The 25121-nt window shown below is 32.9% G+C and carries 21 protein-coding genes; 8 read left to right on the top strand and 13 right to left on the bottom strand.

Features of this window, described 5'->3' with window-relative positions; all coding sequences use genetic code 11:
* Positions 1 to 42: 42 nt before the first annotated feature.
* The gene (locus RCH18_RS02285) at positions 43 to 180 is read left to right on the top strand and encodes a hypothetical protein (protein ID WP_326935145.1); all 138 of its coding nucleotides are present in this window, start codon (positions 43 to 45) and stop codon (positions 178 to 180) included.
* Between the two features lie 130 nt (positions 181 to 310).
* Here RCH18_RS02285 and carB read toward each other — a convergent pair whose 3' ends face one another.
* The 4 genes from carB to rpmH form a co-directional block, all read right to left on the bottom strand.
* On the bottom strand, positions 311 to 3163 hold the full coding sequence (gene carB, locus RCH18_RS02280) for a carbamoyl-phosphate synthase large subunit (RefSeq protein ID WP_326935144.1): 2853 nt from the start codon (positions 3161 to 3163) through the stop codon (positions 311 to 313).
* 63 nt (positions 3164 to 3226) lie between these two features.
* Positions 3227 to 3709, bottom strand: coding sequence for a DUF6169 family protein (locus RCH18_RS02275; protein WP_326935143.1), 483 nt, complete (start codon positions 3707 to 3709; stop codon positions 3227 to 3229).
* Positions 3699 to 3866: a hypothetical protein gene (locus RCH18_RS02270; RefSeq protein WP_326935142.1), complete on the bottom strand. Its 168-nt coding sequence runs from the start codon at positions 3864 to 3866 to the stop codon at positions 3699 to 3701. The genes RCH18_RS02275 and RCH18_RS02270 overlap by 11 nt, the downstream gene beginning before the upstream one ends.
* Positions 3867 to 3958: 92 nt before the next feature.
* Entirely contained in the window at positions 3959 to 4120 is a 162-nt protein-coding gene (gene rpmH / locus RCH18_RS02265; RefSeq protein ID WP_022828464.1) for a 50S ribosomal protein L34, read from the bottom strand.
* 164 nt (positions 4121 to 4284) lie between these two features.
* On the opposite strand from rpmH, the gene RCH18_RS02260 reads away from it, so the two are divergent.
* Positions 4285 to 4800 carry a DUF2892 domain-containing protein gene (locus RCH18_RS02260; RefSeq protein WP_326935141.1) on the top strand — a complete coding sequence of 172 codons (516 nt, stop codon included), beginning with the start codon at positions 4285 to 4287 and terminating at the stop codon, positions 4798 to 4800.
* Positions 4801 to 5041: 241 nt separating this feature from the next.
* On the opposite strand, the gene RCH18_RS02255 is transcribed toward RCH18_RS02260, so the two are convergent.
* Both RCH18_RS02255 and RCH18_RS02250 read right to left on the bottom strand, forming a co-directional pair.
* On the bottom strand, positions 5042 to 5410 hold the full coding sequence (locus RCH18_RS02255; protein WP_326935140.1) for a sulfite exporter TauE/SafE family protein: 369 nt from the start codon (positions 5408 to 5410) through the stop codon (positions 5042 to 5044).
* A gap of 53 nt (positions 5411 to 5463) precedes the next feature.
* On the bottom strand, positions 5464 to 6120 hold the full coding sequence (locus RCH18_RS02250) for an alpha/beta hydrolase (RefSeq protein ID WP_326935139.1): 657 nt from the start codon (positions 6118 to 6120) through the stop codon (positions 5464 to 5466).
* Positions 6121 to 6234: 114 nt separating this feature from the next.
* Here RCH18_RS02250 and RCH18_RS02245 point away from each other — a divergent pair, with 114 nt between their 5' ends.
* Both RCH18_RS02245 and RCH18_RS02240 read left to right on the top strand, forming a co-directional pair.
* Positions 6235 to 6951, top strand: coding sequence for a pirin family protein (locus tag RCH18_RS02245; RefSeq protein WP_326935138.1), 717 nt, complete (start codon positions 6235 to 6237; stop codon positions 6949 to 6951).
* A gap of 29 nt (positions 6952 to 6980) precedes the next feature.
* Positions 6981 to 7265, top strand: coding sequence for a GNAT family N-acetyltransferase (locus RCH18_RS02240; protein WP_326935177.1), 285 nt, complete (start codon positions 6981 to 6983; stop codon positions 7263 to 7265).
* Positions 7266 to 10985: 3720 nt separating this feature from the next.
* On the opposite strand, the gene RCH18_RS02235 is transcribed toward RCH18_RS02240, so the two are convergent.
* From RCH18_RS02235 to RCH18_RS02220, 4 genes are all read right to left on the bottom strand, one after another.
* On the bottom strand, positions 10986 to 12263 hold the full coding sequence (locus tag RCH18_RS02235) for an OmpA family protein (protein ID WP_326935137.1): 1278 nt from the start codon (positions 12261 to 12263) through the stop codon (positions 10986 to 10988).
* A gap of 189 nt (positions 12264 to 12452) precedes the next feature.
* Positions 12453 to 12665, bottom strand: coding sequence for a hypothetical protein (locus RCH18_RS02230; protein ID WP_326935136.1), 213 nt, complete (start codon positions 12663 to 12665; stop codon positions 12453 to 12455).
* Between the two features lie 12 nt (positions 12666 to 12677).
* The gene (locus tag RCH18_RS02225) at positions 12678 to 15545 is read right to left on the bottom strand and encodes a T9SS type A sorting domain-containing protein (protein ID WP_326935135.1); all 2868 of its coding nucleotides are present in this window, start codon (positions 15543 to 15545) and stop codon (positions 12678 to 12680) included.
* A gap of 600 nt (positions 15546 to 16145) precedes the next feature.
* Positions 16146 to 17780, bottom strand: a complete 1635-nt coding sequence (locus RCH18_RS02220; RefSeq protein ID WP_326935134.1) for an ABC-F family ATP-binding cassette domain-containing protein — start codon at positions 17778 to 17780, stop codon at positions 16146 to 16148.
* Between the two features lie 857 nt (positions 17781 to 18637).
* Here RCH18_RS02220 and RCH18_RS02215 point away from each other — a divergent pair.
* Entirely contained in the window at positions 18638 to 19171 is a 534-nt protein-coding gene (locus RCH18_RS02215; protein ID WP_326935133.1) for a murein L,D-transpeptidase catalytic domain family protein, read from the top strand.
* A gap of 125 nt (positions 19172 to 19296) precedes the next feature.
* Here RCH18_RS02215 and RCH18_RS02210 read toward each other — a convergent pair whose 3' ends face one another.
* The 3 genes from RCH18_RS02210 to RCH18_RS02200 form a co-directional block, all read right to left on the bottom strand.
* On the bottom strand, positions 19297 to 20754 hold the full coding sequence (locus RCH18_RS02210) for an alanine/glycine:cation symporter family protein (protein ID WP_326935132.1): 1458 nt from the start codon (positions 20752 to 20754) through the stop codon (positions 19297 to 19299).
* A gap of 423 nt (positions 20755 to 21177) precedes the next feature.
* Complete coding sequence (locus tag RCH18_RS02205) at positions 21178 to 22353, bottom strand: GlmU family protein (protein ID WP_326935131.1); 1176 nt, start codon at positions 22351 to 22353, stop codon at positions 21178 to 21180.
* A gap of 177 nt (positions 22354 to 22530) precedes the next feature.
* Positions 22531 to 22782, bottom strand: coding sequence for a type B 50S ribosomal protein L31 (locus RCH18_RS02200; RefSeq protein WP_326935130.1), 252 nt, complete (start codon positions 22780 to 22782; stop codon positions 22531 to 22533).
* Positions 22783 to 23024: 242 nt separating this feature from the next.
* Here RCH18_RS02200 and RCH18_RS02195 point away from each other — a divergent pair, with 242 nt between their 5' ends.
* Genes RCH18_RS02195 through RCH18_RS02185 form a run of 3 tightly spaced genes read left to right on the top strand, consistent with a single transcriptional unit; the run spans position 23025 to position 25058 of the window.
* Positions 23025 to 23555: a DUF4199 domain-containing protein gene (locus RCH18_RS02195; RefSeq protein ID WP_326935129.1), complete on the top strand. Its 531-nt coding sequence runs from the start codon at positions 23025 to 23027 to the stop codon at positions 23553 to 23555.
* Positions 23556 to 23561: 6 nt separating this feature from the next.
* Positions 23562 to 24521, top strand: a complete 960-nt coding sequence (locus tag RCH18_RS02190; protein WP_326935128.1) for a glycosyltransferase family 2 protein — start codon at positions 23562 to 23564, stop codon at positions 24519 to 24521.
* Positions 24522 to 24566: 45 nt separating this feature from the next.
* The gene (locus tag RCH18_RS02185; protein ID WP_326935127.1) at positions 24567 to 25058 is read left to right on the top strand and encodes an ORF6N domain-containing protein; all 492 of its coding nucleotides are present in this window, start codon (positions 24567 to 24569) and stop codon (positions 25056 to 25058) included.
* Positions 25059 to 25121 lie beyond the last annotated feature (63 nt).

Raw genomic sequence — 25121 nt, 5'->3', positions numbered from 1 at the left:
ATTAGTAAAGGACTGTATGTTCCTGTATTTACAGATTACTACATGCAATTGTCACAAATAGACAATAGACTCGCTACTACTCTACTTCCCATAAATCAAGCTTTGGCAACAGCCATTGAAGAAGTATTGCATTATTATGCCTATAGACCTTTACCAAATGGTTTAGGAAAGAGTGCTTAAAGTTTATGATAAAAAAAATATTATAAAATCAAATTGCACAAACTCGCACTCTTAAATTAGTGGAAATTTGTGCAATTTGTGGTAAAAAATATTTTTTAAAACCAATAAGTAGAAGGCTACTTAAATGATTTTACTTACTCAAATACATTTTTCTTCTCGAATACAATTCATAAAACTGATCGTCTTTTAGGTCATCAATAAACAAGATACTTTCTCCTGTTGATTTCATTTCAGGGCCTAATGCTTTGTTGACATTATGGAACTTACTGAATGAGAAAACCGGTTGCTTGATTGCATATCCTTTTAATTGCGGGTTGAAAGTAAAATCAGTTACTTTATTGTGACCTAACATCACTTTTGTCGCATAATTCACATACGGTTCGCCATACGCTTTTGCGATAAATGGAACGGTACGAGATGCTCTTGGATTGGCTTCAATGATGTAAACGATTTCGTCTTTTATAGCAAACTGTATATTGATTAAACCTACTGTTCGCAAGGCCAAAGCTATTTTCTTAGTATGATCTTTTATTTGCTGCATTACAAGTTCGCCTAAGTTGAACGGTGGCAAAGTAGCATTACTATCGCCTGAATGCACTCCACAAGGTTCTATATGCTCCATAATTCCTATGATATATACATTTTCACCATCGCAAATCGCATCTGCTTCAGCTTCAATAGCACCATCAAGATAATGGTCTAAAAGCAATTTATTCCCTGGAATTGTTTTCAATAAATTAATAACGTGCTCTTCCAGTTCTTGCTTGTTGATTACAATTTTCATTCCCTGACCACCCAACACATACGAAGGACGAATCAATAATGGAAAGTCTAAAGTGTCTGCCAGCGCTGAAGCTTCGTCAGCCGTTTCAGCTATACCAAATTGGGGAAATGGAATATCTAATTCGCTTAGCAATTCAGAGAAACGGCCTCTGTCTTCGGCTAAATCCAAAGCATCAAAGCTTGTTCCTATAATTTTGATTCCATATTTAGACAATTTTTCGGCTAATTTCAAAGCGGTTTGTCCACCTAGTTGTACGATAACGCCTTCTGGTTTTTCATGTTGGATAATATCATAAATATGTTCCCAAAAAACAGGTTCAAAATACAATTTATCGGCGGTATCAAAATCAGTCGAAACGGTTTCTGGATTACAGTTGATCATGATCGTTTCATAGCCACATTCTTTGGCGGCAAGCACACCATGCACACATGAATAATCAAACTCAATTCCTTGTCCAATTCTATTTGGCCCTGAGCCAAGCACTATAATTTTCTTTTTATCAGTAACAACACTTTCGTTATCAACGTAACGGGTTCCGTCTGCTTTTTCTATTTCAGCCTCAAAAGTCGAATAGTAATATGGTGTTTTTGCTTTAAATTCAGCTGCACACGTATCTACTAATTTGAAAACTCTGTTAATATTCATGTCCATTCGCAGTGTATGAACCTGACTTTCAAGACAACCCATCATGTGCGCAATTTGTCTATCGGCGAATCCTTTTTGCTTGGCTTCCAGCAGTATTTCCCTTGGTAAAGAATCAATTTTATAATTAGAAATTTCTTTTTCTAAAGTGTAAAGCTCTTCATATTGTTTCAAGAACCACATATCAATTTTCGTAATTTCATGAATGCGACTCAACGGAATTCCGAGAGCAATTGCATCATAAATTACAAAAACACGATCCCAACTCGCGTAAGTCAGTTTTTCGATAATTTGTTCGTAATTAGTGTATCCCTTTCCATCAGCTCCTAACCCATTTCGTTTAATTTCTAATGATTGAGTGGCTTTGTGCAAAGCTTCTTGAAAAGAACGTCCAATTCCCATTACTTCACCTACGGATTTCATTTGAAGCCCTAGTGTTCTGTCTGCGCCCTCAAATTTATCAAAATTCCAACGTGGAATTTTCACAATCACATAATCTAATGTTGGTTCAAATAACGCTGAAGTTGATTTAGTGATTTGGTTTTGCAATTCATCTAAATTATATCCAAGCGCTAGTTTTGAGGCAATTTTCGCAATAGGATAACCAGTAGCTTTTGATGCTAAAGCAGAAGAACGAGACACACGAGGATTAATTTCAATGGCTACAATATCTTCTTTTTCGTCAGGCGAAACGGCAAATTGCACATTACAACCTCCGGCAAAATTCCCAATACTGCGCATCATCAAAATAGCATAATCACGCATTCTTTGAAAAGTGCGATCCGATAATGTCATTGCGGGAGCAACTGTAATCGAATCTCCAGTGTGGATTCCCATGGGATCCATATTTTCAATGGAACAGATAATGACAACATTGTCGTTCTTGTCTCTCAACAATTCCAACTCATATTCTTTCCAACCCATTAACGCTTTGTCAATCAACACCTCATGTATAGGTGACGCTTCTAAACCTCGAGTTAAAAGTTCATTAAAATCTTCTTTTTTATAAACAATTGCGGCTCCAGTGCCACCAAGGGTAAACGAAGGACGAATCACTAATGGAAACCCAAATTCCTGAGCAATTTCTTTTCCTCTTAGATACGAAGTACAAATTTCAGCAGGTGCAGAAGGCACGTTTATCTTTTTGAGCAACTGTTTGAACTGCTCTCTGTCTTCGGTAATATTGATCGCGTTAACGTCAACACCGATCATTTTTACTCCAAAATCAGCCCAAATTCCCTTCTCATCTGCTTCCAGACACAAGTTTAAAGCGGTTTGTCCGCCCATTGTAGGCAAAACCGAATCGATTTGAGGATGCGCTTTTAAGATTTCAATAATGGATTTTGTAGTCAGCGGTTTCAAATAAATATGATCGGCCATTGATGGATCGGTCATAATTGTAGCTGGATTCGAATTGATTAATATGACCTCAATTCCCTCTTCACGAATAGAACGTGCGGATTGTGATCCTGCATAATCAAATTCACAGGCTTGACCTATAACAATAGGCCCTGAACCTATAATCAAAACGGATTTAATGGATGTGTCTTTTGGCATTTTGTAGTGTGTTGTGTAGTTTAATTCTAAGCGTTATTAATTGTTCACGATAGTTTGTCTTCGTTATTTTGTTTCACATTTTTTGTAAAAATCTTTATAAATTTGGATAAAACTTGGATTGTCATTTTTCAAAATAAACGAAATAGGAAATTCGTTTTCTTCTTTATCAATTAAAACATCATCAAACTTCACAAAGGAACTGTCTTTAAATGCTTCAAACCATTGATCAAATTTTCTTTTTCTAACCCATTGCTTACCATCTGAGGAATCACATATATAAACAGTGATTCCATTATTTTTAGAATCATAAAAATCGATGAAAATTATATTTATGGTTGGAGCTAAAAATTTATCGAGAGTTAATGCAATATTTTCTGGCTTGTAAAGTACCTCAATCACAAACTCAAAAATTAAATTGTTATCTAGAAAATTTAAATTTGATAAATAAGAAGATGGTTTAAATTTGATTTCATAAACAACATCTGATTTAGTTACTATTACGTAACTATTGTTTTTACCACCAATAAATTCAAAATTATACTGCATTTTGAGATTTATTTTTTTCTCTTAATCTCATTATTACATCTTGCATTTTTTTTGATAAAAAATCTTCATGACACTCGATAATAAGCTCTTTTTGACTCTCTATCAAATACTTAATGATATCGTCTTTCTTTCTTCTCGTTTTAACTGAAATATTCATAGTAAATCATTTTAAACAAAGTTAACTTTTTTTGTTAAAAAAAAACCGTTACTAATAAAAGTAACGGCTTAATATAGATTAGAAACTAATCATTATTTTTTGTGTCTTGGTTCACAAGAAACAGTCAATTTATGTCTTCCTTTAGCTCTTCTTCTAGCAAGAACTTTTCTTCCATTTGCAGACTCCATTCTGTCCATGAATCCGTGCTTATTTCTTCTTTTTCTTTTCGATGGTTGAAACGTTCTTTTGCTCATTGCTTTGTATATTTAAAATCTTAATTTATAGCTTATCTTTATTTGGATACTTGTTACCCGAAATCCGAGTGCAAATATACAAAGACTTTTTTTCCTCACAAGCAGTTTTGTAAAAATATTTTCAATTCATTTTACTATATTTGTGATCTTAAATTAATCACAACATGTTTCACAGAAATATTAAACTTATTCTCGCCGGACTTATTATCATTACTGGCATTTGGCAATTCACAGAGGGCAATATTGGTAACGGAATTTTTCTTTTACTGATAAGTGCTTTCCCTATTTTTCTTTATTTTAAAAATGAATTTATCTTATTAGCTTTCTTAAAATTAAGAAAGCAAGATTTTGAAGGTGCTAAAAAATGGCTAGCCTATATTAAAAATCCAGAAACTGCATTAGTACAAAAACAACAAGGTTATTTTAATTACCTGCACGGAATCATGCTTTCACAAACTAATATCAATCAAGCAGAAAAATATTTCAAGAAAGCAATTGCTCTAGGACTATCTATGGATATGGATTTAGCTGTAGCCAAATTAAATCTTGCAGGTGTTGCGATGTCCAGACGAAGAAAGCTAGAAGCTACTACTTTACTGAATGAAGCTAGAAAGCTCGACAAACAAAATATGTTGAAAGAACAGATCACAATGATGAAAGATCAGATGAAAAAATTATAATTCATCAAGGAGCCAAATGTAGAACATTTGGCTCTTTTTTTTGACCTCAACTTGAAGTAGTAAAAATTATTATTTATCGTATGATCATAGTATGCTAGTTTAACAAACCATATCGATAAGAGTTATTTAAACATAGTAAAAATCAAAACTTATCTGTTCTTAAATTTCTTAAATAGTTTAAAAACAGCTTATACCTTACGATTCAGATAACAGCAAACTTATTTACAAAAATAAATTTTGATCACGCTTTCTCAAACAGCAGAAATCCCCCAATAAATAGCAATATAACAGCAAATACCTTTTTGAGAATTTTTTGGTCAATGTTAATGGCCATTTTGCTACCAAAATAACCACCAACAACAAAAACAATCGAGATTATAATGGCAAATCGCCAATCTATAAAACCCGCTTTGTGATAATTTAGTACCGCAAGAAAAGTTACTGGTGGCAACAATGCCGCTAGACTAGTTCCTTGAGCCTGCTGCTGCGTGAATCCCATTAAAAGTAAAAGAGGTACCATGATTATTCCTCCTCCAATACCTATTAATCCACTTAAAACACCAGCAGTTAAACCAATACACATTAATATAATTATAGTTTGAATTGTCATTTTCATATTGTTTTAGATTAGTATTACCCAATATTTATTCTATTACTTTTATTTCAACTTTTTATTATAGCTGGTAAATTCTCATTCAACCATTTATATTTACTCAAGATCATAATGTGTGCTCCACCTTTAACAACAATGCAATCCTTAATATATTTGATAGGAAACACATCATCTTTATCTCCATGTATATGGATTACGTTATTATCAACCACAGTTCGATCCCATAAAATCACTTGTTCTACTGCCCAATTTAAATAACATATATCCCGAACAGATAGAAATTTTTCGTATAACTTCAGTCGCTTATTAATTGTTGCACCAAAAGAGAATTTAGCTAAGTTCTCAATATTTACAATTAAACTCATTGGAATCAATTTGTAAGCTTTTGTAGTTTTAGCTAGCTTAAATCGTTTTGGAAATTCCAAATTGCTTTTTACACTTGATATAATAATTACTTTTCTGACCTTTATAAATTGCGCCATTTCTTGAACTAAAATACCACCAAATGAAACACCTATTAAAACTGGATTTGGATGTATAATTTTTTTGGTAATTCTTTGAGCGTAATCCTTCAAAGATTCATTGTTTAATGGAATTTCCCATTCTAATAAATATATTTCAAATTCCTCTTGGGGCAATACAATTCGTTCAAAAATAGCTGTACTTGCCGCTAAACCAGGCATCATATAAACGGATATTTTACTCATAATTGTTTTAACGATTTAATAACACTTTTCCGATTTAGAATTTCGAATTTTGTATAAATTTAATTTTTTTAATTCAAACTTATTCTACAATCTCCTTTATATTTTTACTATTCTATGACCACACAACTTTTTGAATCACACACGAGAGGCACTGCTGATTACGGTTGGCTTAAAGCCAATTATTCATTTTCATTTGGGAATTATTATAATTCAGAGCGCATACAGTTTGGAATGCTTCGCGTATTAAATGACGATATGATTGATGGCGGAACCGGTTTTGGAACACACGGTCACGCAAATATGGAAATTATCACCATTCCGCTTGAAGGTGCGCTAAAACATCGTGACAGTATGGGAAATGATGGCATCATTCGCTTTGGCGAAGTTCAGGTAATGAGTGCAGGAAGCGGAGTTGAACATTCTGAGATGAATGCAAGTCAAGATCAGAAGACCAAATTGCTACAGTTATGGGTATTTCCTGACCGAGAAAATGTAACTCCAAGATATGACCAAAAATCATTTGATATTGATAATCAAATCAATACCTTTGTAAATATTGTTTCGCCAAATGATATGAACGATGGAAATGCACTTTGGGTTTACCAAAAAACCTTTTTTCACTTAGGAATTTTCGAAATCAACACTCAATCGAACTATAAAATTAAAATTCCTAAAAACGGTGTTTACTTATTTTTAATAGAAGGCGAAATAGCAATTAATAACCAAGTTTTGAAGGCAAGAGATGCCATGGGAATAACTGAATTCGACACTTTCGAAATTAAGATTATTGCCAAATCAAAAATACTTTTGGTAGAAGTACCAATGAATTAGACAAAAATATTATGAACGTAGAAAATCCTATGGAAATCAAAGACAACACTTTTTCAAGACAATTTGAGACTACAGTAAATGAGGGATTAGTTACAGTTGAATATTCCTTTCAAGAGAAAAAAATATTTTTAACAAAAATAAATGTTCCAGAAGCATTTGAAAACGAAGAATTTATTTCTGATTTCCTAAAGAATATAATGGAAATCGCGATAGAACGAAAATTGAAGGTAGTTCCTATTTTACCAAAAATAGTGGTATTTTTTAAGAAAAATCCAGTTTATAAAGAATTACTTCCTCCAGGCATTAGGTTGTAACTTGTGTTTATCTATAATTGAAATAAAAGACATTTTAAGGGTTGAAGCGATCAAATATTATGAATCTAGTTCTTGTCTTTAAGAATGATAGTTGCATATATTGTAGAGATACTTCCTTCGTCAGTATGACAAGTATTAGTGAAGGTAGCATAGATAAACGCTCTTATTAGGACTAGGTTAAAGGCAAGTGTTGATTAAGTCTCTTGCTGTGATAAGGTTGTGGAGGAATATTATGTACTTCTTTATTATTGAAAATTATGCGGGATAATTGATGTATTATTTAAAGCAATACCCTAATAATTATCTGATTAAATTTGTTTATCTAATCAAATTTTAAAAATTTATTTAGTGCCTGTAATATGTGAATGATAGTGGCATGTATTGTAGAGATACTTCCTTCGTCAGTATGACAAAGTTGTAAGGAAAGCGTTGTTCAATAGTCTTACTATGACAAGGTTTTTGGAAAGCGTTAATAAACGCTTTTATTAGGACTAGGTTGTGGAGCAAACGTTATAAACGCTCTTATTATGACAACTTTGTGGGCAACCTTATTAAGTCAAGTTTTTAACGCTCCAACTTTGTCATTCTGACGGAGGAAGAATCTTTGTTTGTTGCTCTACTTTGTTGAGATTGCTTTGCTTATTCGGGTAAATCCTCGAGTCTTCCTTCGTCAGTATGACAAGGTTGTAAGGAAAGCGTTGTTCAATAGTCTTACTATGACAAGGTTTTTGGAAAACGTTAATAAACGCTTTTATTAGGACTAGGTTACAGGCAAACGTTAATAAACGCTCTTATTATGACAACTTTGTGGGGGCAAGAAGATTTATTCAAGCGTTTAGCGTTCCAACTTTGTCATTCTGACTAAGGAAAAATCTTTGTTTCTTGCACTCCTTTGTTAAGATTGCTTTGCTTATTCGGGTAAACCCTCGAGTCTTCCTTCGTCAGTATGACAAAGTTGTAAGGAAAGCGTTGTTCAATAGTCTTACTGTGACAAGGTTTTTGGAAAACGTTAATAAACGCTTTTATTAGGACAACTTTGTGGGCAACGTTATTAAGTCAAGTTTTTAGCGCTCCAACTTTGTCATTCTGACGAAGGAAGAATCTTTGTTTGTTGCTCTATTTTGTTAAGATTGCTTTGCTTATTCGGGTAAACCCTCGAGTCTTTCTTCGTCAGTGTGACAAATAATATCGAAGGTAACATAGATAAACGCTTTTATTAGGACTAGGTTATAGGCAAGTGTTGATTAAGTCTCTTGCTGTGATAAGGTTGTGGAGGAATATTATGTACTTCTTTATTATTGAAAATTATGCGGGATAATTGATGTATTATTTAAAGCAATACCCTAATAATTATTTGATTAAATTTGTTTATCTAATCAAATTTTAAAAATTTATTTAGTGCCTGTAATATGTGAATGATAGTGGCATGTATTGTAGAGATACTTCCTTCGTCAGTATGACAAGGTTGTAAGGAAAGCGTTGTTCAATAGTCTTACTATGACAAGGTTTTTGGAAAACGTTAATAAACGCTTTTATTAGGACAACTTTGTGGGCAACGTTATTAAGTCAAGTTTTTAGCGCTCCAACTTTGTCATTCTGACGGAGGAAGAATCTTTGTTTGTTGCTCTACTTTGTTAAGATTGCTTTGCTTATTCGGGTAAACCCTCGAGTCTTCCTTCGTCAGTATGACAAGGTTGTAAGGAAAGCGTTGTTCAATAGTCTTACTATGACAAGGTTTTTGGAAAACGTTAATAAACGCTCTTATTATGACAACTTTGTGGGGGCAAGAAGATTTATTCAAGCGTTTAGCGCTCCAACTTTGTCATTCTGACGGAGGAAGAATCTTTGTTTCTTGCACTCCTTTGTTAAGATTGCTTTGCTTATTCGGGTAAACCCTCGAGTCTTCTTTCGTCAGTATGACAAAGTTGTAAGGAAAGCGTTGTTCAATAGTCTTACTGTGACAAGGTTTTTGGAAAACGTTAATAAACGCTTTTATTAGGACAACTTTGTGGGCAACGTTATTAAGTCAAGTTTTTAGCGCTCCAACTTTGTCATTCTGACGAAGGAAGAATCTTTGTTTGTTGCTCTATTTTGTTAAGATTGCTTTGCTTATTCGGGTAAACCCTCGAGTCTTTCTTCGTCAGTGTGACAAATAATATCGAAGGTAACATAGATAAACGCTTTTATTAGGACTAGGTTATAGGCAAGTATTGATTAAGTCTCTTGCTGTGATAAGGTTATGGAGGAATATTATGTACTTCTTTATTATTACAAAATTATGCGGGATAATTGATGTATTATTTAAAGCAATATCCTAATAATTATCTGATTAAATTTGTTTATCTAATCAAATTTTAAAAATTTATTTAGTGCCTGTAATATGTGAATGATAGTGGCATGTATTGTAGAGATACTTCCTTCGTCAGTATGACAAAGTTGTCAGGAAAGCGTTGTTCAATAGTCTTACTATGACAAGGTTTTTGGAAAACGTTAATAAACGCTCTTATTATGACTAGGTTACAGGCAAACGTTAATAAACGCTTTTATTAGGACAACTTTGTGGGCAACGTTATTAAGTCAAGTTTTTAGCGCTCCAACTTTGTCATTCTGACTAAGGAAGAATCTTTGTTTCTTGCACTCCTTTGTTGAGATTGCTGCGCTTGTTCGTGTAAACCGTCGAGTCTTCTTTCGTCAGTATGACAAGATTGTGAGGAAAGCGTTGTTCAATAGTCTTACTATGACAAGGTTTTTGGAAAACGTTAATAAACGCTTTTATTAGGACAACTTTGTGGGCAACGTTATTAAGTCAAGTTTTTAGCGCTCCAACTTTGTCATTCTGACGAAGGAAGAATCTTTGTTTGTTGCTCTATTTTGTTAAGATTGCTTTGCTTATTCGGGTAAACCCTCGAGTCTTTCTTCGTCAGTGTGACAAATAATATCGAAGGTAACATAGATAAACGCTTTTATTAGGACTAGGTTAAAGGCAAGTGTTGATTAAGTCTATTGCTGTGATAAGGTTGTGGAGGAATATTATGTACTTCTTTATTATTGAAAATTATGCGGGATAATTGATGTATTATTCAAAGCAATACCCTAATAATTATCTGATTAAATTTGTTTATCTAATCAAATTTTAAAAATTTATTTAGTGCCTGTAATATGTGAATGATAGTGGCATGTATTGTAGAGATACTTCCTTCGTCAGTATGACAAAGTTGTCAGGAAAGCGTTGTTCAATAGTCTTACTATGACAAGGTTTTTGGAAAGCGTTAATAAACGCTTTTATTAGGACTAGGTTGTGGGGCAAACGTTAATAAACGCTCTTATTATGACAACTTTGTGGGCAACCTTATTAAGTCAAGTTTTTAGCGCTCCAACTTTGTCATTCTGACGGAGGAAGAATCTTTGTTTGTTGCTCTACTTTGTTAAGATTGCTTTGCTTATTCGGGTAAATCCTCGAGTCTTCCTTCGTCAGTGTGGTAAATATTAGTGAAGGTAGCATAGATAAACTCCTTTCGTAAAATAAATATTAGTGAAGTTAGCATAGATAAACTACTTGAATATGACAATAATGATAAGTAACATTAATAAATTGCTTTATTATTACAAAGTTGTAAGAAATTCTAAAACAAATAAGTCCTTCAAGCTAGCTTGAAGGACTTATTTAATTATACTGATTATACCGTTTTTCACTCGAGTAAAAAACTAATAATCGTTTGCTTAGTTAACTTTAAATACTACTCTTCTAACTAACTGTCTTGCTAAAGTAGATTCTTTTGGAACAGAATTATCTTCTCCTTTGACCACTACCTTTAATCTTGAGGCACTAATACCTGATCTTTCAATCATTTCGGCAACGTTTTTAGCTCTTCTTTCAGATAAACGCATGTTATAATCAAAGTTTCCTAATTCATCAGCATACCCTATTACCTCTACATTAGCTTCTGGATTACTATTTAGATATTTAATCAAGAAATTGATCGCAGATATGGTTCCAGTTGAAATAGTACTTTTATCAAAATCAAAAAACACATTTACATATTGTGAGTTTATCATCGCTAGTGCTTCAGCATTACTATAATTTTGATCACCTTCAAAATTATTATTAACAACGTTAGCATTATTAACCTTCCCGTTTAAGTAGTTTTCCCATATATCAGGGAAACCGTCTTTATTACCGTCACTAAGTTGTGACTCTAGTTTATTGATGCGCGCTAATAACTCATCTGTTTTTTCCACTTTATTTTCCCAGTACCAGTCAGCATGTTTTTCTTTGGATCCTAAATATAATGTTAAACCTACAGCAGCAGAATGTACTGTACCTGTTCTATTTTGAGTAAGATTAACGGTAGATGTTCCATCAATAGTCACATGATGAGAAAAATTCTTGTTTAAAGTATAGTTCACGTTAAACGCTAAACGATCAGATGCTTTTATCAATAATCTCGCACCACTTACAACACTGTAAATATTATCAAAATTAGCATTACTGCCAGATGTGTTAGCAGCATTAGCTTTTGTAACATTACTATCTAAAAAGGCTAAACCCGGACCAAAATGCAATTGTAACCCAAAAGTATTAGTAAACTCTTCCCAGTTGAGTGCACGGTGCACATTTAAGACTCCTTGCAAACTAGTAGTGTACATTCTATTAGTAAACGGAAGACTTCTACTTTGGGCAGCAAATTTCTCATATCCAAAATCTAACATCAAACCAAATTTGGTGTTAAACATTTTTCGTACATTAAAATCAATGTGGTTAAAATTAGGATTCTTGAAATAATTAGTGTTAGCAGAAGAAAACCCAGTAGAAAAAGGACCCACAGGCACATTTACACCACCGTTCAGGTTTACAGACCAGCGGTTGTAGTTTTTTTCTTTTTCTCTAGGATTGGTATTGTCCCTCGTTAAGAGCATTTGGTTTTCCTGACGAATCTCTTGTCCTGCGGCAGTTATTGCGCTTAACCCAACTAGACAAAGGGTAATTATTTTTTTCATATTTAGATTTTCTTTATTACTTATTATTTTGACAGCATATTTGAGCAAATATAACTACTTTTAGATTAGGTAAAATCAATATTAAGCAAATAGCTTAAGATATTCTCATAAAAATGTTATTATCTACGATAATAACATTAATCTATTAAAAAAAAACTTAAGCTATTGATCTTTATAATTTATTAATTATTATACAGTTTGTTTCTTTCTGATAAAGTAGATTGCAACGCCTACAGCGGTCAACAATAAAGGTATTTCTAAACCAGCTATAGGAGCCTCAGCAGGTGTAGAAGCCGCATCACCTCCACCGTCATTTCCAAAACCTGGCTCGTCTCCATCGTCTTGCGCGAAAGATACAAATGAAAGAGTAAGCATCACGACTATTAAAAGTTTCTTTGTCATAATATATATTATTTAGTTAATTATTAATTTTTTAGTTGATACAGTGTTATTACTTAAGTTACGAAGTTGTAAAAAGTAAATACCACTTGCCATCTTATTTTTAAATTTTAGTTTGCCCACATTACCAGATTTTTCTAATTGACTTGTTTGTAAATTTTGCCCCAAAACATTGATAATGGCGTATTCAAAATTATCAGTTTGTACCTCATTATTGAATGTAATAGTTACACCTTCTGCGCCATTCACAGGATTAGGATAAACGAGAATATTCGCAGAATCAAAATCAGGATTATTTAACGTAGAATTCTGAAAAACAATTTTGAAACGAACTCCAGTACTTTCTGGTGCAGCTGTTACGCTAAATTTATATTCAAATCTACTTCCATCTAATGGCAAGGCTGTGCTTGTCTTTAAAAAAGAATCTTGTAAGTACGCTTGTCCATTGTATCCGAAATCTTGAGTATATAGTTCTAGTTTGTAGTTACTTCCTTGAGCCATTTGAGACAATTTAATATCTAGGAAATCACCCTCAACAATCGATGCTCTGTGCTCGCTGCTAAAAGATTTATTATCTGTGTAAAACGCGATCATCTCATTTGGATTTCCAAATTTACTTACATCTTTATTTGTAACGGTGTTATCACCAGCAGCATAAAACCCAGCTACAGCCCCATCAGTAGGTAACCATTTTGGCATTAGAGCTTCACTTTCCTTCGCATTAAGATCCGTAATCTCTTTCAACAAAACAATACGAAAACGCTCGGAAGAAACCAGATTCTTTTTTTGTGCTGAAGTCCTAGCAATAGGATCCATAGAAGATGTTGTAGTTTTATGATCTTCTTTTACAGTTAAAGATGATCCCTCATCATCTGCCCTAACAAAAAAGGCCTGGCCAGATTGAATATCTGTTCCCTCTGCATACCCGCTGCCGTCAATACTATATCCGTTACTCTCGTCCCAACTTATAAAACCACCAAACTCACTTGCTTGTGGATCGATCAACCATATTTTTTTACTAATTCCAACATTCGTGGCGTCCTGTAACATAGATTTAAAGTCAATCGCACTTGCATAAGGATTTCCTAAAAAATAATAACCCGTTGCTTTAATACCATGATGTACGATGTCTCCTGTTAGCAGTGTACCGCTAGAACTTAATGTAGTTATACTCGATTCTCCTATGCCATCCCCACTACCATTTGTTCCAAAACCATATGCATGCGGCGCAAAAACATAAAACGCTTTATTAATAGTGTTAGAAAACAATGACTCCGTTTTAGTATCAGTAATATACCTAATTCGATTAAGGGTATTGTTCCATGATCTCATACTGTGGGCTGATTCTCTAATAAAAGACAGTCCATTTACAGCAGGATTACCGTTAGGTCCCCAAATATCAATTCCGGTATTTGGAGCTGTCACACCATTATTTTGCCAATTATAAAAAACTGAATTAGTAGTAACATCTGACCCTTTTACTGGAGCTGTTACTAAACGCCATTTTCTTGATGAGTTAGACAAGTAACGCTGTACATTTATGACGCCCGTAATAGTAGCTGTGGCAGGAACTTTATCTACATACGCTGTTTTGCCAAAAGTAGAAATTAACGTTACAACTCGGTCTCCAACATTAATCGCTCCCGTTCCAAGTACTTTAAATCTTTCGGTTACATTAATTTTCCCTGAACCACTTAAAAAGCCCGGATTTCTGAAAGTAAGCCACTCTGGATCTGAAATTGTTGTAATTTCTACCCCATTTGATGTGTTTATAGTCATTTCTTTAAGCTTTCCTAATACTTGCGTTAACTCTTTCCCAGAAACTATTTTACTAGTATTTTCAGAATATTCTACATTATACTTACCTTCAGGAACATTTGGACTCTCAGTAACTCCGCCCCCTGATCTTACTATTGTAGATTTGTCAGCTAAAGTGTATGGACCATCTACTGATCCTTTATTCAATGATAATTTACCACTACCCCCAATAGTAAAGCCCAACTGATAAAAAATTGTGGCAGTTGGAATAGTTTTAAAAGTGTAGTCTCCATCAATTGTTAGATTTTTGTAGGTTGTTGGATAAATTTCAATTCCATTTGCAGAATTAATATTAGTGGATGGTGAATAAACAACAGTACCGCTGCTAAAAACCAAACTGATTTGACCTGCATTTGCTTGACCACCAAAAGTACTTTTGACAGGAACTCCATTTTTAAGAGTTAACGTCGCACTGCCACCAGTTGTATATTTTGTGAAAAATCCTTGATCTTCTACGTAACTACTCAAAGACCCATTCACCTCAACACTACCAGAAGTGTGCTCGACCAAACTAACATTAACATTTTTATTTGGCTTTACGCTTGTGTACATAAGCAAATCAGAAGTGACTATTACCATTACCTTTACACTATTTATAATTAATTTTGTCTCTAATTCCGCTGTTGATATAATTGCCGTACCTACTTTTAGTCCACCACCAATCGTTAAAGTACCAGTGGTTGTGGTGCCTGTGGTTAAGATACTTGTCGTATTTTTCAATGTAGTACTTGATTCTATGGTTAGATCATTAGTAACCGTTAGCGAAGCACTTGCTACCGAAAAATTTATTTTCGGAGCCTGAGTCGTAGTACCCGCCGTTGTTACTCTTGTTGTTAAAGACTTACAAGTTGCAGCGGTAATGTTTATGTTTACCTGATGAGATCCTAAAATAACCACATTATCATTAACACCAGGAAAGGTATTAGCACCACCTGTTCCAGTTTTAGTCCAAGTGCCAGTTGCATTCCACAATCCAGTAGCTTTACTGGTAAAGGTGGCCTGTGCGGAGACATAATACGCACTTAAAAGCAGAAACGCCGTCAGTGCAAAAGTAAATTTTTTCATATATTGCTGTAATTTATAATTAATAACGTTGCAAAACTATTTCTTTTTATTTGGGAAAACAAATTAAAAAGCGCATTTTAACCGTTTTATTTGCTTTTTACAGACTATTTATTTCTAGTTTTTTTCTAAGTCTTTATTCAGTAATTAAGCTTTTACAAAATTTAAATATTCTAACCACAAATTTGTACATTCTATATTTGATTTTAAAGTGACACTAAATTTATCTTAGCTAGTAATACGGTTATTATTTTAATTGCAGTTGTGCTAATGGGTTTTGAGTAAAAAACGATTATTTTTACTAGCTACAGTAGTTAATGCTTGTATTGTCTCCATACAGTTTTTTAATCCACTCCTGTAAATTATAATGTAACTATGATAAGGATGTTCAGTTTGTGTAAATTAAACAAAGGCTATCATATTGATGCGCTACTAGCAAGCATTTTTAAATTGTTACATTAATTATAACTTTAAAAATTGAGCAAGTAGTACCTTTTTCTGCAGTATATCATCTAAATTAACATTCCATTATTTTAGACTTTTATTTTTAATAGGTGTACTACTTTACATTAGTTACCATAGCAACTTTTATTTAACTTTTATTTACTTTTCTATTTCTTTCATGTTATCTATTTTCTTGTGTGCTAAGAAACCTGTAATGTCTTCAAAATGCTCCACTACCCTTTTATTTCCAAATTCAAAAACCTTTGTTGCTAATCCATCAAGGAAATCCCTGTCGTGAGAAACTAAAATTAAAGTCCCATCAAAATCGCGTAAGGCATCTTTGATAATATCCTTAGTTTTCATATCCAAGTGATTTGATGGTTCATCGAGGATTAATAAGTTTACGGGCTCTAGCAATAATTTAATCATCGCCAATCGCGTTTTTTCTCCTCCTGAAAGTACTTTTACTTTCTTAGTTACGTCATCGCCATGAAACATAAAAGCACCTAAAATGTCTTTAATCTTTGTTCGCACATCGCCCACAGCAATATCATCAATCGTTTCAAAAATTGTAGCGTTTTCATTTAATAATGACGCCTGATTCTGTGCAAAATAGCCTATTTGAGCATTATGACCTATTTCAAGACTACCACCATTTATTTCAATTTGCTTCATGATGGCTTTTATCATCGTTGATTTTCCTTCGCCATTTTTACCTACAAAAGCTACTTTTTCTCCTCTTTCAATGACAATGTTTGCCTCTTTAAAAACCACATGATCGCCATACGATTTCGATAAATCTTTAACAATTACAGGATATTGTCCTGAACGAACGGCAGCAGGGAATTTAAGTTTTAATGCCGAAGTATCCACTTCATCTACTTGAACAATAACCAGTTTTTCTAACATTTTAACCCGCGATTGTACGGCATCCGTTTTTGAAAAAGTCCCTTTAAATCGGTCTATAAAAGTTCTATTGTCAGCAATCATGCGTTGTTGTTCGTCATACGCTTTTTGCTGATGCATTCTACGGTCTTTTCGCAACTCTAAATAGTGAGTATATTTAGCTTTATAATCGTAAATGCGCCCCATTGTTACTTCGATTGTTCTATTTGTAATATTGTCTACAAAAGTTTTATCATGCGAAATCACCACAACAGCCTTAGCAGAGGTAATCAAGAAATCTTCTAACCACTGAATACTTTCTATATCCATGTGATTAGTGGGCTCATCTAGCAATATTAAATCAGGTTTTTGTAGTAAGATTTTCGCAAGTTCAATACGCATTCTCCAGCCACCTGAAAACTCTGAGGTTTGTCTGGTAAAATCCTCTCGTACAAATCCCAATCCAATAAGGATTTTTTCTACTTCAGCTTCATAATTCACTTCCTCTATGGCATAGAATTTTTCGCTTAAATCAGAAACTCTTTCAATTAATTTCATGTATGCATCACTCTCATAATCGGTGCGGATGGTCAATTGTTCGTTGATTTGGTCAATTTCTACTTTCATCGAAAAAATTTCACCAAAAGCTTTAGACGTTTCTTCCATAACCGTTGCACCATCAGTAGTCAATAAATGTTGAGGCAAATAAGCTATAATGGCATCTTTTGGCGCTGAAATATTTCCAGTTGATGGTTTAGATTGTCCAGCAATTATTTTTAACAGCGTCGATTTTCCTGCCCCATTTTTGCCCATTAAGGCAATTTTATCGTTCTCATTTATCGCAAAAGAAACATCACTAAAAAGTGTTGTGCCACCAAACTGTACTGAAATATCGTTAACTGTAATCATTATTCTACTGTTTTATTACGCGATTATCTCAATTAGAAAAGCGCTTATTTTTAAAAGTGCAAATATAGTTTAATAAAAGCTTGTGATAAATGAATAGTTGAGTGGAATTTGAGATTTTTTAATAGCATATTAATAGCTAATTTTATGTTGTGATGGCTGTTTAAACCATCAAGAAAAATTAAACTTATGAATTATTTTTTTTTGATACGAATTTCACCGAGGCTTGTGAATTTTATATTATACTGTCATGTGTATTTAAACCATTAAGGAAATGAAGAGAAATTAACTTTAAAGTTTATGTAAGAAATGAGAATACTTTACTGTGTCCTATTGTCACGCTGAGTGTTTTGATCAGCTCAAGAAAAGCTTGAGTCAAAGCGTCTAATCTTGCAAGGCTTCGAACTGGCTCAAGATGACCAGCAATAAGATATAGTGACCACTAGGGATATAATAAACCTATAATTTTTAATATGAAATGGCGACCGTTAATTGTTCCTGTAACTTAGTTATTTGAACTGATTCTTATTTGCTTCAATAGACAGAGGTGATTTTTAAATAAAAAATGTCAAATTATGTAATATATTTTCAAAATTATATAACAGTAAAGCAATTATTTATTATTTTTATAGTTAGATATAACAAGTAAAGATTTCTTTATTTAGATCGTACAATCTTTCTTAAAATATAGCGGTTTGATATAAAATTTATATTTACGGCAAGTATCACAGCAGTGAGATTGATTAATGATAAAAAAGTTCTGACCACACACCTTGATTATTTTTCTGTTTTTGAAAAGATCAAGATCAATTAAAAATTTTCTTCACACGATTCGGCTTTTAAATTTTAAAATGTAGTCTATGAAAAAGATGCTTACGCTATCATTGACATTTGCTTTTCACTTCTTAGCCGCTCAAGGCACTGATGATATTGTGAAAAAAGCCAGTGAAATTGGCACTAAATGGGGAGATAAGGCAAAAAACCGAGATATTATTACGCTAATTGATTTTTCAAAATCAATTGATGAAGCCAGACTTTATGTAGTGGACGTAAAAAACAATAAAATTCTTTTAAGCAGTAATGTGGATCACGGTTTAGGTTCAGGTACTGGTGAAAGACCACAGTCATTTAGCAATATAGTAGGGAGTAACGCTAGCTCATTAGGTTGTTATGTTACTATGCAAACCTACAATGGCACTTGGGGTTATTCATTAAGACTTAATGGTTTAGAAGACGATAAAAACTCAAACGCTCTTAAGAGAAATATAGTGGTACATTCCTCCCGCAAAATGTTTAGCAAATTTAGTTTAGGATGCTTTTCAGTTCCTGATAAAAATGCCACGTTATTAATTGACTTAATTAAAAATGGCTCTCTTATATATGCGTATCAATAATTAAACTACTTAATAATCGATTATAATTATAAATAATGCGATGATCATTTTAATAAAAAAGCTTAATAAAATAGCCTTTAAATCTATTTTATCAAGCTTTTTTAATGACATAACTTATATAAGTACTATTTATTTTTATTTATTGTGCTCCAAATATGCGCATTATTTACTCCAATATCTTCAGGATTGAATTGAGGGTCAGGTCCTAACTTTTTCTGCTTTTCATAATCTTTTAAGGCGGCTAAAGCTGGTTTTTGAAGTAAAATAATAGCAATAATATTAAACCAAGCCATTAATCCAACACCAATATCTCCAATATCCCAAGCTAATTTAGCTTGATTAACGGATCCATACATAATCACTAGCATCATTATCACCTTTAAAACATAATTGAATATAGGTGATTCTATCTTTCTAGTTAAATATGCAATATTAGTTTCGGCAATATAATAATAAGCCAGAATTGTTGTAAAAGCAAAGAAAAATAAGGCTATTGCAACAAAATAGGAACCAAACCCAGGAAAGACACTATCCATTGCACTTTGTGTAAATCCCGGACCAACCGCTATATTTTGAGCACCTGAATATAAAAATTCAGTTGCACCATTACTGCCAAAAGCAGGATTATAGACATTGTATTTTCCAGTAATAAGCAACATAAATCCTGTTGCAGAACACACTAACAAAGTATCAATATACACTGAGAAAGATTGTACTAATCCTTGTTTTACTGGATGAGAAACATTAGCAGCAGCAGCAATGTGAGGAGCTGTTCCCTGCCCTGCTTCATTAGAATAAATTCCTCGTTTGACACCCCATTGGATGGCTAAACCAAATACGGCACCAAAACCAGCATCCATATTAAAAGCACTTTTAAAAACCAATGCAATCACATCAGGCAGCTGATGTATATCTATAACAATTATAACTACCGCAATAAGCATATACCCAATAGCCATAAATGGAACTATGTATTCAGTGAATTTTGCAATTCTTTTGACACCACCAAAAACGATAGCTGCAAAAATTAAAACAACACCTAAACCAGTTATCCACGTATCTAATTGAAAGGCATTTTTGATCCCGTCAGCAACTGAATTAGCTTGCACACCAGGTAATAAAACACCTGCTGAAATAACAGAAACTACTGCAAATAAAACAGCAAACCACTTTACCCCAAGTCCGCGTTCTATATAAAAGGCGGGACCACCACGAAACTGTCCTTGATGTTTCTCTTTATAAATTTGCGCTAAGGTGGCTTCTATAAAAGCCGTGCTCGCACCGAGAAAAGCAACTAACCACATCCAAAACATAGCTCCAGGACCACCAAAAGCAATTGCTGTAGCCACTCCAGCAATATTTCCGGTTCCCACTCTACCGGCTAATGACATTGATAGAGCTTGAAATGAAGAAACGCCAGATTCCGTACTTTTGCCATCAAATAACAAGCGGAACATTTCTCTAAAATGACGTACTTGTAAAAAACGCGTTCGTAATGAAAAATATAGTCCCGTGCCTAAGCACAATACAATTAAAGCGTTACTCCAAATAATACCATTTATCAATCCTACAAAATCTTCCATTTATTACTTTATTACTAATTATCATAAAAGCAACGAAATCGCTATTTCATTACTAATTTTCGATAAAACTAAAACATAGAAATAAAAAAAACTAACTAATGGTATTATAAAATTCAATTAAAACAGTAATAAGCTAAAAATCAACAATTAATAACAGGACTATTTATTCAATAAACAATCTAATTTTAACAGATAAATTTCATTTATAGTAATTATAGTGAAAATTGCTACCCTTGCAGAATTATTCAATTTTAAATAATTAGGTGTTATTTTATTTAGGCTAATTTTCAAATAGCAAGATGACATTCTTGCTTTTATAGTAAATTCATAAATACTTCCTTCTCCAATTGAAAAGTGAAGTCATAAAAAAACTGCCTATTGTAACAATAAGGCAGTTTAAAATTTTTGTTTTGGTAAACTAAACTATTCTTTTCTCCATTTTTTACTTTCTTCAAAAACGTGTTCTAGTATTGCTTCCTCTTTTTCATCAAAATCTATTTCTCTACGACTCATCACTAATCTTGCAGTTTCAAATGCTTTTTTAGTAATATAGGTTGTAAAACCAGCGGCGCCACCCCAAGAGAAACTTGGAATAAAATTACGCGGGAAACCTGTTCCAAAAATATTAGCGCTTACTCCTATTACGGTACCTGTATTAAACATAGTGTTAATACCACATTTACTATGATCACCCATCATTAAACCACAAAACTGTAGACCTGTTTTGGTAAAACCTTCCGTTTCATAATTCCACAATTTCACTTCCTCGTAGTTATTTTTTAGATTTGAATTATTAGTATCCGCACCCATATTACACCATTCACCAATAACAGAATCTCCTAAATATCCTTCATGTCCTTTATTAGAATGTGCAAAGAGAACAGCATTTTTTACTTCCCCACCAATGCGCGAATAAGGACCTACGGTAGTTGCGCCATAAACTTTTGACCCCATCTTTACAGATGCATTGTCGCATAAAGCAAAAGGACCACGAATCATCGAGCCCTCCATAATTTCAGAATCCTTACCTATATATATAGGTCCTGTTGAAGCATTAAGCGTTACAAACTCTAATTTAGCACCTTCTTCAATAAATATATTCTCTGGAGCAATCACATTCACACTTCTAGGGATAGATTGTGATTTTCGGTCTTCAGTTAAATATTTAAAGTCCTCTTGAATAGCTAAATTATTTTTAGAAAAGATATCCCAAGTATTTTTGATGGTAATACAATCGTCTTGATATTCAATGATTTCATAAGTATCAAAATCTACCTCATGCTGCTCATCATTAGTATAAAAAGCAATGATATCATCTCCTTTAAAAATGGCTTGATTTGGTTCAAGATTGCTAACCATTTCTGTTAATACATCATTAGGGAGAAAGGAGGCATTTATCATCACGTTTTGTTCTAATTCTACCATCGGATATTTCTCTGACAAATATTCCTCCGTTAAAGTAGTTGTTGTAGAACCTAAACGCAATTCCCATTTTTGTCTTATAGTCATAATACCAACTAAGATATCAGCAACAGGTCGTGTAAAAGTAAACGGTAATAATGCATTACGTGATGGACCATCAAAAAGGATATAATTCATAAAAAGTAAATATTTATTGTTTTTTTTACTGTATTAATTTATTTATTAAAAATTCAATTATTATTGTGCAAAAATAGATTTGCTTTTGTAAAATATCTAATACTATAAATTCAAAATTAGAACCAAAAAAGCCACGTTATCTAACGTGGCTTAACTTATATATAAAACAAGCTAAAATTATTTAGCGTGTTTAGCGTATTTAGTTTTAAATTTATCAATACGTCCTGCAGTATCAATAAGTTTAGATTTCCCTGTATAAAAAGGGTGAGAAGTTCTAGAGATCTCCATTTTTACAACTGGATATTCAACACCATCATGAGTGATTGTTTCTTTAGTTTCGGCAGTAGATTTAGTAATAAAAACTTCGTCATTTGACATGTCCTTAAATGCAACTAATCTGTAATTTTCTGGGTGAATTCCTTGTTTCATCTTGTTAATCTTTTTTTATTTTTGTGATTATCACTTATTTTGAAGCTTTTCCTATAACAGAAAAGGTATAAATAAATAATAACTTTTTGTTTTACACTATTATTTTGAGTGTGCAAATTTACAATTATTTTTCAATAAACAAATCATTGAGTCATTTTTTTTATACAATTGTAAATATTAAATTTTATACGGCTGTATATTTGGAATTGTTATATTTGTGCTCTAATCTAAAAAACCATAATATGATAAATGAAATTATTAAGAAAAACGGAATTACGTTTGGTGTCTTTATAGGAATTGCCTCTTCTTTAATCACAGCTACTATCTATGCTATTGATCTAAATCTCTTTACTTCTTGGTGGATTGGAATCGTTAGTATTATTATTTATTTAATATTAGGAATAACACTTTTAGCTAAAACTAAAAAAGAAATAAAAACCTTTTTCTCTTTTAAAGATGCATTTACTACATATTTCATTGCAGCATTAGTTGGTATTTTAATTTCAACTTTCTTTAATATATTATTATTCAATGTTATTGATCCTTCAGCAAAGGAAACATTACATGAAATGACTATAAAATTAACTGCAAATATGATGCAAAAGTTTGGAACACCTGCATCGGTTATCAATGAATCAATTGATAAATTAAAAGAAACCAACCCTTATTCGGCAATTGAATTATTAAAAGGTTCTGTTTACAGTATTGTGTTCAGTTCTATCTTTGGATTAATATTGGCCGCGTTTTTTAAAAGTAAATCCACACAAGAATAAAAATTAATGAATTTATCAGTCCTTATACCGCTTCTTAACGAAGGCGAATCGCTTAAAGAATTGTACTCTTGGCTTATCAAAGTAATGCAAGAGCACAATTATACTTATGAGATAATTTTTCTTGACGATGGCAGCACTGATGATTCATGGTCTATCATTGAGGGATTTTCGCAAGAAAACGCTAGTGTGAAAGGGATTCGTTTCATGAAAAACTTTGGAAAATCGCAAGCTTTGCATGCTGGTTTTGCTAAAGCTCAAGGTGATGTAATTATTACTATGGATGCTGATTTACAAGACAGTCCAGAGGAAATTCCGGGATTGTATGAAATGATTGTCAACGGCAAATATGATTTAGTTTCCGGATGGAAAAAGAAGCGATACGATTCTGTGGTAGCTAAAAATTTACCATCTAAATTATTCAATTGGGCAGCTCGAAAAACATCGGGAGTGGAATTGAATGACTTTAATTGTGGACTGAAAGCTTACAAAAATATTGTTGTAAAAAATATTGAAGTTTCAGGAGAAATGCACCGCTATATTCCGGTTTTGGCTAAAAATGCTGGTTTTGGAAAAATTGGTGAAAAAGTGGTTCAACATCAAGCTAGAAAATATGGCGAAACTAAATTTGGGATGGAGCGTTTTATCAACGGATTTCTGGATTTAATTACGATCTGGTTTCTATCGCGTTTTGGAAAACGTCCCATGCACTTGTTTGGTGCCATAGGATCTTTGATGTTTATTATTGGTTTTATTGTAGCAGCATTTATTGGAATTTCAAAATTATACCACATGTATAACGACATGAGATATAGCTTAGTGACTAACAATCCTTGGTTTTATATTGCGTTAACATCAATGATTTTGGGAACACAATTGTTTTTAGCTGGATTTCTAGGCGAAATAATTTTACGTACCAAGAATAATGAGGAACGGTATAAAGTGGCTTCCGAAGTTAATTTTATATAATTAAAACTTCTTGTTGAAAGAATATGGATATATAAAAAGCTATATATGGAAATTGAAATTATCAAAAATAAAATCTTTGAAATTCGCGGCTGTAAAGTCATGCTTGATTTTGATTTAGCGGCTTTGTATCTTGTAGATAATAAAAGACTTAAAGCTTCTGTAAGAAGAAATATAAGTCATTTACCAGAAGATTTTATGTTTGAGCTTACAAAAATTGAGTTTGATAACTTGAGGACTAAATTTTCGTCCTCAAGTTATGGAGGTGTAAGATACATGCCATTTGCTTTTACAGAACATGGAATTGCAATGCTTTCTAGTGTTTTGAATAGTGAAAAAGCAATAGAAGTCAACATTTCAATTATTAGAGCGTTTGTAACTTTCAGACAGTTCTCATTAACGTATAGCGAATTAAAAGATAGAATTTTAGCCATAGAAAATCAGTTTCCAGATATCTATAAAGCGTTAAATTATTTAGTTGATAAAGACAGCAACACTAAAAAACACATAGAGAGAAACAAAATAGGATATAAAAAATAAAGTTCTGAATTATCTATCTAGCCCGGATAGTAGTGAAAATCCTTTTATGCTGGGGTTCAGCAT

Source organism: Flavobacterium sp. PL11 (genome assembly GCF_035985025.1).
Lineage (GTDB): Bacteria > Bacteroidota > Bacteroidia > Flavobacteriales > Flavobacteriaceae > Flavobacterium.
Note: the sequence above shows the minus strand (reverse complement) of the source record. Positions and strands in the feature narration are given on the sequence as shown.